The sequence below is a fragment of the Skermanella sp. TT6 genome (genome assembly GCF_016653635.2).
GTDB lineage: Bacteria > Pseudomonadota > Alphaproteobacteria > Azospirillales > Azospirillaceae > Skermanella > Skermanella cutis.
Genome location: NZ_CP067420.1, coordinates 5,191,542 through 5,204,120 on the forward strand (window position 1 = coordinate 5,191,542; position 12,579 = coordinate 5,204,120).

9 protein-coding genes and 1 pseudogene are annotated in these 12,579 nt (G+C 69.6%); 7 read left to right on the plus strand and 3 right to left on the minus strand.

What is annotated here, in order from left to right; genetic code table 11:
• Positions 1-2 precede the first annotated feature (2 nt).
• Complete coding sequence (gene cynS, locus IGS68_RS24250) at positions 3-458, minus strand: cyanase (protein ID WP_247881055.1); 456 nt, start codon at positions 456-458, stop codon at positions 3-5.
• Positions 459-618: 160 nt separating this feature from the next.
• On the opposite strand from cynS, the pseudogene IGS68_RS24255 reads away from it, so the two are divergent.
• The 5 genes and pseudogenes from IGS68_RS24255 (at position 619) to IGS68_RS24275 (ending at position 8,103) form a co-directional block, all read left to right on the plus strand.
• Positions 619-2,036 (plus strand): annotated as a pseudogene (locus IGS68_RS24255) (ethanolamine ammonia-lyase subunit EutB).
• Positions 2,029-2,817, plus strand: a complete 789-nt coding sequence (gene eutC / locus IGS68_RS24260; RefSeq protein WP_201074863.1) for an ethanolamine ammonia-lyase subunit EutC — start codon at positions 2,029-2,031, stop codon at positions 2,815-2,817. The pseudogene IGS68_RS24255 and the gene eutC overlap by 8 nt, the downstream one beginning before the upstream one ends.
• Positions 2,818-2,935: 118 nt before the next feature.
• A complete protein-coding gene (locus IGS68_RS24265) occupies positions 2,936-4,669 on the plus strand; it encodes an ATP-binding protein (RefSeq protein ID WP_201074865.1) in 1,734 nt (577 codons plus the stop codon).
• A 134-nt stretch (positions 4,670-4,803) separates the two neighbouring features.
• The gene (locus IGS68_RS24270; RefSeq protein ID WP_201074867.1) at positions 4,804-7,050 is read left to right on the plus strand and encodes a methyl-accepting chemotaxis protein; all 2,247 of its coding nucleotides are present in this window, start codon (positions 4,804-4,806) and stop codon (positions 7,048-7,050) included.
• 87 nt (positions 7,051-7,137) lie between these two features.
• Positions 7,138-8,103, plus strand: coding sequence for a calcium-binding protein (locus tag IGS68_RS24275; protein ID WP_201074869.1), 966 nt, complete (start codon positions 7,138-7,140; stop codon positions 8,101-8,103).
• Between the two features lie 177 nt (positions 8,104-8,280).
• On the opposite strand, the gene IGS68_RS24280 is transcribed toward IGS68_RS24275, so the two are convergent.
• Entirely contained in the window at positions 8,281-9,069 is a 789-nt protein-coding gene (locus IGS68_RS24280; RefSeq protein ID WP_201074870.1) for an alpha/beta fold hydrolase, read from the minus strand.
• A gap of 431 nt (positions 9,070-9,500) precedes the next feature.
• Here IGS68_RS24280 and IGS68_RS24285 point away from each other — a divergent pair, with 431 nt between their 5' ends.
• Positions 9,501-10,502: a cytochrome-c peroxidase gene (locus tag IGS68_RS24285; protein WP_201074872.1), complete on the plus strand. Its 1,002-nt coding sequence runs from the start codon at positions 9,501-9,503 to the stop codon at positions 10,500-10,502.
• Positions 10,503-10,541: 39 nt separating this feature from the next.
• Positions 10,542-11,747 carry a NapC/NirT family cytochrome c gene (locus IGS68_RS24290; protein ID WP_247881056.1) on the plus strand — a complete coding sequence of 402 codons (1,206 nt, stop codon included), beginning with the start codon at positions 10,542-10,544 and terminating at the stop codon, positions 11,745-11,747.
• Positions 11,748-12,370: 623 nt separating this feature from the next.
• On the opposite strand, the gene IGS68_RS24295 is transcribed toward IGS68_RS24290, so the two are convergent.
• A complete protein-coding gene (locus tag IGS68_RS24295) occupies positions 12,371-12,508 on the minus strand; it encodes a hypothetical protein (RefSeq protein ID WP_201074874.1) in 138 nt (45 codons plus the stop codon).
• Positions 12,509-12,579: the final 71 nt, after the last annotated feature.

Genomic DNA, 12,579 nt, shown 5'->3' on the forward strand with positions numbered 1-12,579 from the left:
CCTCAGTATTGCCGGTACTTCAGGAACTTCCCGCTGAGCGTGATGGCGACGCGGTCGCCGGCCGGGTCGGGCTTCCTGCTGATGTCCATGTCGAAGTCGATGGCGCTCATGATGCCGTCGCCGAACTCCTCCTCGATCAGGGCCTTGAAGGTGGTGCCGTAGACCTGGACCAGCTCGTAGAACCGGTAGATCAGCGGATCGGTCGGCACCGCCTGCCCCAGCGAGCCGCGCGACGGGATCTGCTGGAGCAGCTTGACCTCGTACTCGTTCAGGTCGAGGGCGTCGCCGACCCGCGCCGCCGCCTCGGCCGGCAGGGCCATCTGCCCCATCAGGGCGGCGGTCGTGAACTCCTTGGACAGCCCCGCCTCCTCCGCGATGCCCTTCCAGGTGAGGTCCCGGTCGATCTTGATGCGGACGATCTTCTCGGTCAGTTCGGCGCGCGTCATGGCGTGGTTCATGATGACTGTCTCCTCCCCTGGGACATGCTGAAACGTCATTCTACCAGGAGTGGGCAGCGGGGGTAAGCCGGTCCCGCGTGCCCGGCGCGGGACGCTTGCCAGACCGGCGGATTGTTGCGACGCTGCCGCGGTCGGCATCTCCGGGCCAGGACCATCGCGCATGCCATATCACCAGGACATCGGCGGCACCCGCCATTCCTTCACGGACCTGAAGGACCTGCTGGCGAAGGCCTCGCCGGCCCGCTCCGGCGATTACCTCGCCGGGCTGGCCGCCGACAGCGCGGAGCAGCGGGTGGCCGCCCGCCTCGCCCTCGCCGACCTGCCGCTCAAGGCGTTCCTGACCGAGGCGGTCGTCCCCTACGAGCGGGACGAGGTCACCCGGCTGATCGCCGACACCCACGACGCCGGGGCCTTCGCCCCGGTGGCGTCCCTGACGGTCGGGGGCTTCCGCGACTGGCTGCTGTCCGACGCCGCCGACACGCCCGCCCTGAAGGCCCTGGCGCCTGGCGTCACGCCGGAGATGGCGGCGGCCGTCTCCAAGCTGATGCGCAACCAGGACCTGATCGCGGTCGCCCGCCGCATCCGGGTCGTCACCGGCTTCCGCACCACGATCGGGCTGCCCGGCCGCCTGTCGGTCCGCATCCAGCCGAACCACCCCTCGGACGACGCGAGGGGCATCGCCGCCTCCATGCTGGACGGGCTGCTGTACGGCTGCGGCGACGCCGTGGTCGGGATCAACCCGGCGAGCGACAACATCCCGACGACCCTGCGGCTGCTGGAGATGCTGGACGAGTTCCGCCTCCGCTACGACGTGCCCATGCAGTCCTGCATCCTGGCCCACGTCACCAACACGCTGGAGGCGATCCGCCGGGGGGCGCCCGTGGACCTGACCTTCCAGTCCGTCGCCGGCACCCAGGCCGCCAACGAGAGCTTCGGCATCTCCCTCGACCTGCTGGCGGAGGCGCACGCCGCGACCCTGGCCCTGGACCGCGGCACGGTCGGCGACAACGTGATGTATTTCGAGACCGGCCAGGGCAGCGCGCTGTCGGCCGACGCCCACCACGGCGTCGACCAGCAGACCGTCGAGTGCCGGGCCTACGCGGTCGCCCGCCGGTTCAGGCCCCCCTGCTGGTCAACACCGTGGTGGGATTCATCGGCCCGGAATACCTCTACGACGGCAAGCAGATCCTGCGCGCCGGGCTGGAGGACCATTTCTGCGGCAAGCTGCTGGGGCTGCCCATGGGGGTGGACGTCTGCTACACCAACCATGCCGAGGCCGACCAGGACGACATGGACAGCCTGCTGACCCTGTTGGGCGTCGCCGGAGTCAATTTCGTGATGGGCGTGCCGGGCGCCGACGACATCATGCTGAACTACCAGAGCACCTCCTACCACGACGCGCTCTATGTCCGCTCGGCCCTGGGCCTGCGGCCGGCGCCCGAGTTCGAGGACTGGCTGCGCCGCATGGCGATCCTGGACCGGGGCGGCCGGGTCCGTCCCGCCCTGGCCGGAGGAGCGGCCGGCGAGGCCGGAGCCGGCGCCCTGCTCGGCTACGCGGAGGCGGCGCACCATGGCTGACGAGATCGAACACTCGAAGGAAACGCCCACGGACCCCGTCTGCGCGCCCGCCGATCCTTGGAGCGCGCTCCGCCGCCACACCGCCGCCCGCATCGCCCTGGGCCGCAGCGGCGACGGCCTGCCGACGCGCCATCTGCTCGATTTCCAGCTGGCCCACGCGCGGGCGCGCGACGCCGTCCACCTCGCCTTCGACCCGGAAGCCCTCGCCGCTTCGCTGCCGCCCGGCCTCGCCGCCGTCACCGTGCGCAGCCGGGCGCCGGACCGGGCGACCTATCTCCAGCATCCCGACCTGGGCCGCCGGCTCGACCCGGAGGACCTGCCCCTGCTGCGCCGGGGCGACTACGACGTCGCGTTCGTCCTGGCCGACGGGCTGTCGGCCCGCGCCGTCCACGACCATGCCGCCAAGCTGCTCCTCGCGACGCTCGACCTGCTGCCGGGCTGGCGGGTCGCCCCGGTCGTGCTGGCCCGCCAGGCCCGGGTGGCGCTCGGCGACGAGATCGCGGCGGCCCTGGGCGCCGCCTCGGTCGTGATGCTGATCGGCGAGCGCCCCGGCCTCAGCGCCGCGGACAGCCTGGGCGCCTACCTGACCTTCGGCCCGCGCCCCGGCCTGCAGAACGCCGACCGCAACTGCATCTCCAACATCCGGCCGGACGGGCTGGCGATCCCGCCCGCGGCCCGCAAGCTCGCCTTCCTGCTGGCGGAGGCGCGCCGGCTCAAGTTGTCGGGGGTCGGGCTGAAGGACGACGTCCCCGCCGAACTGTTGCAGCCCCCCGGCTTATGACGTTCCGGCTAGTCCTCCGGCCGCGATTACATTGGGTTTGCTTTCAAAGTTAACTTAACGTTAAGCATGTCGGCCCGACGATGGCGTCCGGGCATACCGTCTCATTCGCAGCGAGCACGTGCTGGTCTCCTCCTCCACCCCGCATGACATCCTGATCCAGCTGGCGCAGCATACCGGGCTGTTCGCGCTCCTGGCGCTCGTCTTCTCCCAGATCATCCATGCCTCCCGGCTGCACCGGAGCCGCTGGCGGCCGGTGTTCCTGGGGGGCACCTTCGGCGCCTTCGCGATCCTGTGCATGACGATCCCGGTCACCCTCGGCGGAGGGATGATCGTGGACGGGCGGATCGTCATGACGGCGCTGTCCGGGATGTTCGGCGGGCCGGTCGCGGCGGTGATCGCGGGGGTCGCCGCCGCCGCCTACCGCACCTGGCTCGGCGGGCCGACCGCCGCCGCGGCCTGCGCCGTCATCCTGATCAGCACGCTGGCCGGCATCGCGGTCTGGTGGCTGGCCGACCGGCTCGGCCGGCGCGCGCGGTTCGGCGACCTGGTCCTGCTCGCCGGGCTGGTTGTGATACCGGGCCAGGTCCCGGTCCTGATGCTCCCCTCGCCCGAGATGGCCTGGACCTTCCTGACCCTGGCGGCGCTGCCGCTCGCCCTCTCGACCGCCGGCGGCATCGTCGTGCTGGGCGCGCTGCTGCTGATCGAGCTGCGCCGGCTGGTCGAGGAGGACAAGCTGCGCCTGCTGGCGGCCCACGCGACCGACATCATCTCGCGCACCGATCAGGCCGGGCGGCACCTCTACGTCTCGCCGGCCTGCCGGGAGATCCTGGGCTTCGACGCCGAGGAGCTGGTCGGCGGCTCGATCGACTCGATGGTCCATCCCGACGACCTGCCCTCCGTCCGGGCCGTGATGGCGTCGCTGACGCCGCAGGCGCCGCGCCAGATCTTCACCTGCCGGGCCAAGCGGAAGGACGGCGGCCATGTCTGGGTCGAGGTGACCCTGCGGCTGGTCCCGGCGACCTCTTCCGACACCCTGTGGAACGGCCCGGCCGAGATCGTCAGCGTCGCCCGCGACATCAGCAAGCGCAAGGCGGTGGAGGCCCAGCTGGCCGCCGCCAAGACCCAGGCCGAGGCGGCGAGCCGCGCCAAGTCCGGCTTCCTCGCCAACATGAGCCACGAGCTGCGGACCCCGCTGAACGCCATCATCGGCTTCGCCGAACTGATCCGGACCGAGACCATGGGGCCCGTCGGCAACCGGACCTATTGCGACTACGCCAAGGACATCCACGACAGCGGCCACCATCTGCTCAGCCTGATCAACGACGTGCTGGACCTGTCCAAGATCGAGGCCGACCGCCTGGTGCTGGACGAGGAGACGGTCGACCTGAACGCCGTCGTCGCCACCTGCATCCGCATGTCGCGCACCCAGGCGACCCGCGGCGGCGTGACGCTGGAAGCCCGGGTCGATCCCGAGGCGGCGGTCGTCCGGGGCGAGCAGCGCCGGCTGGTCCAGGTGCTCCTCAACCTCGTCTCCAACGCGATCAAGTACACCAAGCCGGGCGGCTCGGTCCGGATCGCGACCCGGATGCGGCCCGACGGCTGCCTGGACCTGAGCGTGAGCGACACCGGCTGCGGCATCGACGAGCGCGACCTCGCGGCGGTGATGCAGCCGTTCGGCCAGATCGACAATCCCTACAACCGGATCAGCCAGGGCACCGGCCTGGGCCTGCCCCTGGCCCGCCGGCTGGTCGAGATGCATGACGGCAGGCTGGCGTTGGAGAGCAAGGTCGGCGTCGGCACCACCGCGACGGTGACCCTGCCCGCGGTCCGGGTGATCGAGCCGGTCGCCTGAAGGGCAGCCGAAGGATCCACCCCGTCCGGACGCCTCGGCCGTATGAAATTTTCGCACTGCGACAAAGCATTGTTTGGTCCGGGACACGCTTCATGGTAGTCCGGGCCATCGAATAAAGCTCGCGGTGATCCGCCATGGCCTCGCTCTCCTTTCCCTCCGGCAGGTCGATCGGTTCAAGACTGACCGTCCTGATTGTCATCATGGTGGTCGGCGCGGCCGCCATCGCCGGCTACGGCCTGCGGGAACTTCGCCTGACGCTGCTCGGCGACCGCCAGGACAAGACCCGGAACCTCGTCGAGATCGCCCACGGCATCGTCGAGCACTACGGCAGCATGGCCGGACGGGGCGAGATCGGCCTGGACGCCGCCCAGGACGCGGCCCGGACGGCGCTGCGCAATCTCCGCTACGACGGGAAGGAGTATTTCTGGATCAACGACATGACGCCCAGGATGGTCATGCACCCGTTCCGCCCCGACCTGGAAGGCCAGGACCTGTCCGCCAACAGGGATCCCGCGGGCAAGCTCCTGTTCGTGGAGTTCGTCCGGACGGTGGAGGCCCGGGGCTCCGGCTTCGTCGGCTACCTGTGGCCGCAGCCGGGCGCCACGCGCCCGGTGCCCAAGCTGTCCTACGTCAAGGGCTACCAGCCGTGGGGCTGGGTGATCGGCTCCGGCATCTACATCGACGACGTCGATGCCATCTTCGGCCGGCAGGCGGCGGTCACCGCGGCCATCGCGGCGGTGATCTTCACGCTGGCGGTGGTGCTGGCGCTGCGCATCGTTCGCGGCATCGTGCGGCCGGTCCGCGGCCTCCGGCAGGCCATGGCCGACCTGTCGGACGGCCACCTGGACGTCACCGTGCCCGGCACGGATGCCCGCGACGAGCTGGGCGACATGGCCCGCACCCTGGACGTCCTGAAGGAGGTCGCGGTCGCGGCGGTGCGATCGGGCAGCGGACTGGACCAGGTCGGCTCCTGCATCATGATGGTCGACGGCGCCGGCACGGTTTTCTATGCCAACCAGGCCGTCGCGGCGCTGTTCGGCGCCTGCGCCGGGGACATCCGCCGGGCGATCCCCGGTTTCGACCCGGACCGGCTGGTCGGGCTGCCGATCGACCGGTTCGGCGTCCCGCCCGGCGGGCCGGAGGGCGGCCTCCACGCGGCCCTGCTGGCCGGCGGCGAGGCTGGGCTGGAGTTGGGCGGCCGCACCTTCCTGCTGATCGCGCATCCCGTCGCGGGGCGCCACGGCGAGCCGCTGGGCACCGTGGTGGAGTGGCGCGACCGGACCGCGGAGCGCCGGATCGAGGCGGAGATCAGCGGCATGGTGGCGACCGCCGTGCGCGGCGACCTGTCGGCCCGGATCGCGCTGGAGGGCAAGACCGGCTTCTTCCTGACCGTCAGCGAGGGGATCAACCGGCTGGCCGACACCGTCGCCGGCGTGTCGGAGGAACTGGCCGAGGTGCTCGGCCATCTCGCCGGGGGCGACCTGACCCGGCGCATCGAGTCGAACTATGACGGCGTGTTCCTGCGCCTCAAGAACGACTTCAACAGCACGGCCGACACGCTGTCCGACGCGGTCGGCCGGATCGAGACGGCGGCCTCGACCATCGCGTCCGCCGCGGGCCAGGTCTCGGCCGGCAGCCGCGACCTGGCGGGGCGGACCGAACAGCAGGTCTCCAGCCTGCGCCGGACCGGCTCGACCATGGACGGGCTGACCGCCACCGTGCATGCCAACGTCGAGACCTGCGTCCGGGTCGAGGAGGCGGCGGTCGCCGCCCACGGGTCCGCCGGACGGGGGGCCGAAGTCGCAGAGGACGCGGTCGCGGCGATGCGGCGGATCGAGGAGTCGTCGGCCCGGATCGGCGACATCGTCAGCATGATCGACGAGATCGCCTTCCAGACCAACCTGCTGGCGCTGAACGCCGCCGTCGAGGCGGCGCGGGCGGGCGACGCCGGCCGAGGCTTCGCCGTGGTCGCGAGCGAGGTCCGCACCCTTGCCCAACGCTCCGCCGCCGCGTCGAAGGAGATCAAGCAGCTGATCCAGGCCAGCGGCAGCGAGGTCCATGAGGGCGTCGTCCTGGTCCGTGCCGCGGGCACGGCGCTGACCGACATCACCGCGTCGGTCGGCCGCGTCGCCGACCTGATCGGCCGGATCTCCCGAGCCACGTCCGAGCAGGCGAGCGGCCTGGACGCGCTCAGCGGCGCCATCACCGCGATGGACTCCATGGCCCAGCAGAACGCGGCCCTGGTCGAGGAAAGCTCCGCCGCCGCCGAGGCGCTGGAGTCCCAGGCCCGGGAGCTGACCAGCCTGGTCGGCTTCTTCGACCTGGACGGCGGGACCGGGGCGCCGGGCCGGCAGACGTTCCGCCGAACCGCCTCGCGCTGATTCCAAAAAAGTATTAATACTTTCTTACAGAAGATTTGCGCAGCCGGATATGAAAGACTCCCCTTTCGATAAACAGGGGCTGACGACATGGCGCTCATCCAGGGTACAAGCAACTCCGAAACGCTGTACGGAACCACCGGCGCCGACAGCTTGTACGGCCAGGACGGAGACGACATCCTGTACGGCCGTTCCGGCGACGATCTGATCCGGGGCGGGGCCGGAGACGACAGGCTGCTCGGCGAATCCGGCACCGATACCCTGTATGGGGAGGATGGCAACGACATCCTCCATGGAGGCACCGGCGTCTCGTATCTCCATGGCGGCGCCGGCAACGACCGGCTCATCTACGATCCGAGCGCGGCGGACATCGGGACGATCCGGACCTCCCTGGCGGCCAGCCGACTCAACGGCGATGCCGGCACCGACACCCTGGCCGTGATCAACCGGACGACCTACACCTCCGGAACGGCGGAACCGGCCGAGGCTCCGGCCCAGACCTACCTCTACATCGACGGCAAAGGGTCCGGCCGCATCCTGTTCACCAAGCCCGACTCGCAGTGGGACGCTTCCAGCATCGCCGTCGGCAACTTCACGGGCATCGAGAAGATCACGGTGAGCGGCGCCGGCGGCCTCAGCTTCGCCGGCGGCTTCCACGAGAGCACGGGCATCGACATCACCGGCACCGCGGTCGCCGACACCTTCCGGAGCGGCTACGGATCCGACATCATGCGGGGCGGCGCCGGCGACGACGTCTTTTACATCGGCGGCGGCGGCAACGACCGGGTCTACTCGAACGCCGACGACGCCGACAGCTTCCACCTCGACTTCTTCGATCCCGGCTCCCACGCCATCATCGGGTTCAACGGCGCCGGCGCCCAGGGCGGCGACCGTCTCTACATCCACGGGGACGCGGCCCTCAGGACGTCGGTGTCCGTCAGCGAAGCGGCCGGAAAGACCACGGTGACGCTGACCAATCACGACTGGGGAACGGTCGGCACCTGCGTGATCGACAAGGTCGGCCTGGTCGAAGGCGTGGACTATTTCTACGTCTGATCCCGCCGTCGGCCCGGTTCAGGCGTCCAGTGCCGTAGGTCGGCCTTCGCCCGAAGGGCGAACGCCGACACCGCGCACCGACGCTCCGGCCATGATGTCGGCGTCGGCCTCCGGCCGAGGCCGACCTACGGCCACCTGACCAGAACCAAGGCGCAGGACCTGGACGTCTGACCCCGCTCAGCCGTCCAGGAAGGCCAGGACGCTGTCGACGAAGCGGTCCGGCTGCTCGGCATGCAGCCAGTGGCCCGCATCGGCGATTCCCTCGATCCGCGCGTTCGGGAACAGCCGCCGGATCTCCTCGTGATGGGACGGCCGGACATAGTTCGAGCGTTCCCCATGGAGGAACAGCGTCGGCTTGTCGTAGCTGCGCCCGGCAAGGTCGCCGGTCGGGAAGGCTGTCATCTCGTCCATCCGGTCACCCAGCGCCTTCAGGTTGATCCGCCAGGAGAAGGTCCCGTTCTCCGCCACCAGGTTCTGCAGCAGGAAGCTGCGGATCGGCGCCTCCGGGATGGACGACGCCAGTTGCGCGTCGACTTCCCCCCGCCGGGTCACGCCGGACAGGTCGACCGCGCGCATCGCCTCCACATAGGGCATCAGCGTGTGGCTGTACCCGACCGGCGCGATGTCGGCGACGACCAGCTTGTCCACCAGGTCGGGCCGGGTCAGCGCCAGCACCATGGCGGCCTTGCCGCCCATGCTGTGGCCGAGCAGCGAGACCGGCCCGAGCCCCTTGCCGACGACCTTGTCCTCCATATAGCCGCCCACGTCGTCGGCCATGTCGGCGTAGCCCATGTCGTCCGACCAGGGGGAGCCGCCGTGGTTGCGCATGTCGAGCGCATGGACCCGATGGCCCGCGCCCAGCCGCTTCGCCACCGTGTTCCAGTTCCGGGCCGAGCCGAACAGCCCGTGAAGAACCACCAGCGGTGCCCCCTCCCCGGCCTCGAAGCCTGTCAGCGTCACTCCCATGGGTCCGATATCCTTCCTGTCCCGGCCGGCATGCCCGGCTCGATGACCTCAGATGTATCCGCCGAGGCGCCCGAGATCCAGAGGCTCTCGACGCTCACCTCGCCCGCCATGCTCGCCGGAACGATCCTTACGATAGGTTCGGAGTCATTTTCCCGTCCAGGGGCACTGACCGGAAGCGGGAGCGGTTCGGAGGGACGCTCCGACGCAATACCGACGGACCGTTTCCTTGCAAGTGAAAGCGGTGACGCCACCCTGGACACGGCGCAGGATCGGATCGACCCCTCCCGCTTGCCACCTCCGGTCAAGGGGGTTTCCCTTGCGACGTCCTGACGCGCGACATCCGGACAAGGCGGGCAGCATATTAGAGCAACCCATAATACCTTTCGTATCAAAGGCTTAGTTGAAACGATCTTTCCTTCAGGAGAAAGAAGATGTCGAAGCGTGTCGCGTTGTCAGTGCTCGCCGGCATTGTCCTGGCATCCTCCGCCGGCTCCGCGCCGGCGCTGGCCGCCGAGCCGATCCAGCCGATCGAACCGGCGAAGATCATGTCTCCCGGCATGGTGGAACTCGGCAAGAAGCTCTTCTTCGACCCCCGCCTGTCCAAGTCCGGCTTCATCTCGTGCAACTCGTGCCACAACCTGTCCATGGGCGGCTCGGACAACCTCAAGACCTCGATCGGCCACAATTGGCAGCAGGGTCCGATCAACGCGCCGACGGTGCTGAACTCCAGCCTGAACGTGGCCCAGTTCTGGGACGGCCGCGCGCTGACCTTGCAGGATCAGGCCGGCGGACCGATCGCCAACCCCGGCGAGATGGCCTCGACCCACGCGCTGGCCATCTCCGTCCTCCAGTCGATCCCGGCCTATGTCGCGGAGTTCAAGGCCGTCTTCGGCAGGGAGACGGTGACCATCGCCGAGGTCACCCAGGCCATCGCCGCCTTCGAGGAGACCCTCGTCACCCCGAATTCGCGCTTCGACAAGTGGCTGAAGGGCGACAAGGGTGCGCTGACCAACGCCGAGCTCGAAGGCTACGAACTGTTCAAGGATTCGGGCTGTACCGCCTGTCACAACGGCTCGGCGGCCGGCGGCAACACTTTCCAGAAGATGGGCGTGGTCGAGCCTTACCAGTCCACGAGCCCGGCGGAGGGGCGGGTCGCCGTGACCAAGGAGGAGGCAGACCGCTTCAACTTCAAGGTTCCGACCCTGCGCAACGTCGAGATGACCTACCCCTACTTCCACGACGGCGAGGCCGCGACGCTCACCCAGGCGGTGGACACCATGGGGCGGATCCAGCTCGGCCGGAAATTCACCGAGGCCGAGAACGCCAAGATCGTGGCGTTCCTCAAGACGCTGACGGGCGACCAGCCGGACTTCAAGCTGCCGATCCTGCCCCCCTCGACCGACGCGACTCCGCGGCCCAGGCCCTTCGACTGACCGCAAGGCGATTGACGGGAGGGAGAGACGGAGGACCGGGTGGCCGCGCCGCCCGGTCCGACTTCCAGCGGCGACCAGGGACGGACGTTCGGCATGGCATGGCAACGCTTCGGCATCACGGGGACCGTCATGGCCGCGGCGGTCGGAGGGATCCTGGCCGGCGTCATCGGCTGGGGCGGCTTCAACACCGTGATGGAGGCCACCAACCGCACCGGCTTCTGCATTTCGTGCCACGAGATGCGCGATACCGTCTATGCCGAATATACCCGGTCACTCCATTACCGGAACGGCTCGGGGGTCCGAGCGGAATGCGCCGACTGCCATGTGCCGCGCGACTGGACGCACAAGGTGGCCCGGAAGCTGGCCGCCACGAACGAGCTCTATCATTGGCTGGCCGGCTCCATCGACACCCGGGAGAAGTTCGAGGCCAAGCGGCACGAACTGGCCCGCCACGAATGGGACCGGATGCGCGCCACCGACAGCCGCGAATGCCGCAACTGCCACTCCTTCGAGGCGATGGACCCGCACCGGCAGTCCGCCAAGGCCGCCAAGGCGATGGCCGAGGCCGCAAGGGCCGGCAGGACCTGCATCGACTGCCACAAGGGCATCGCCCACGCCTTCCCCGACGTGACGGCCGGCCACCGGCGCGCTTTCGCGGAACTTTCGGCCGAGGCGGCGGCCCTGGCGTTGGAACCCGGCCGGAGAGCCTACGCCCTGGCCACGCTCCCGCTTCAGCTGGAGCGTCGGGAGCCGGGCTCCCCGCCGGACGGCGAGCTTGCCGCCGCGACTCCGGTCCGGGTGCTGGCGGTGGCCGGCGGGCTGGTGCGGGTCGAGGTCGTCGGATGGCGGCGCGGCGATGCCGCCGGGACGCTCTATGCGGAGGCCGGCAAGCGCATCCCGCGCGCCAGGCTCGGGGACGCCGCCGCCGCCGAGGATCTGCGCACGGTGACCGATCCGGACACGGGCCAGAACTGGACGGAGGTTCGCCTCGCCGTCTGGACGCCGGCCGGCGGCTATGTCCCCGCGATCGAGCCCTTGTGGGCGCAGGCCGCCCGGGTCTACGACGCGAACTGCACGCTCTGCCATGCCGCGCACCCGCCGACCGCCTACACCGCGAACGAGTGGATCGGCAACATCAACGCCATGAGACGCCTGACCAAGCTCGACGACGAGGAGATCCGCCTTTTGCAGGCCTATCTGCAACTCCACGCCAGGGACAGGGACAAGGCGGCAAAGACACCCTGAAACGAAAAACGCCGTCGGCGAGGAGGAGGAATGGGGTCAGAGTGATTTTTCAGCTCGCATCGGATGCGCGCCGCGCCCGCCGACCCTGCTAGAATGGATCTGCAAGCGGACAGGCCGAAGGATAACCCTATGACGGAACAGCCGGATCGCCGAACCATGTCCCGCGCAAGCTTCCGGCGGTGGCCGGAGGAGCAGGCCGGCGGCGCACGCCAAGAGCGGGTAGAGGGCGAACCGGCCGCCAAGGCCCCGGAGCGAATCATCCATGCCCGGTTGAAAGCCCGGGTCTGGCAGGCGCTCGACCGGCCGCTTTCATGTCGCGGGCGTTCCACCCTATGACGACACCGTCCTGGTCTGCGGCCTGTTCGTCATCGGCAACGGCCTGTCGTTCCGCGCCCTGCCGCGCTGACCGCCGCACCTGCGGTCACGGCACGGTAATGATCTCGAACGGTTCCCGTAGGTCGGTCTCGGGCGAAGGCCGACCAACGGCACGCTGCCCCGCCGCACCCTTTCATAAGATTGAAATCCTCAGTCATAAGGTATAATTCACCTGCGCCATCTGCCCGGAGAGTTCCCGCCACGGCGCCGCCGGCCGCCAGCCTCGCCCAGGCCACCCGGCTCTCCGGCTATGCCTGGACCAGCGCCCGCCAGACCGGGTCGCGCCTGATGCAGGACGGCTGCGTCGCCGCCCCCGTGGTCGAACTCGCCGCGGAGGAGGAGCGCCGCCGCCGGGAGGAGACCGACGAGATGGTCGCGGCGCTCAAGCGCGTCCCGTTCGAGGAGGTGGAAAAGCAGAACTGCTCCGCCGGTCGGCATCACCGGGACCATCGCCTCG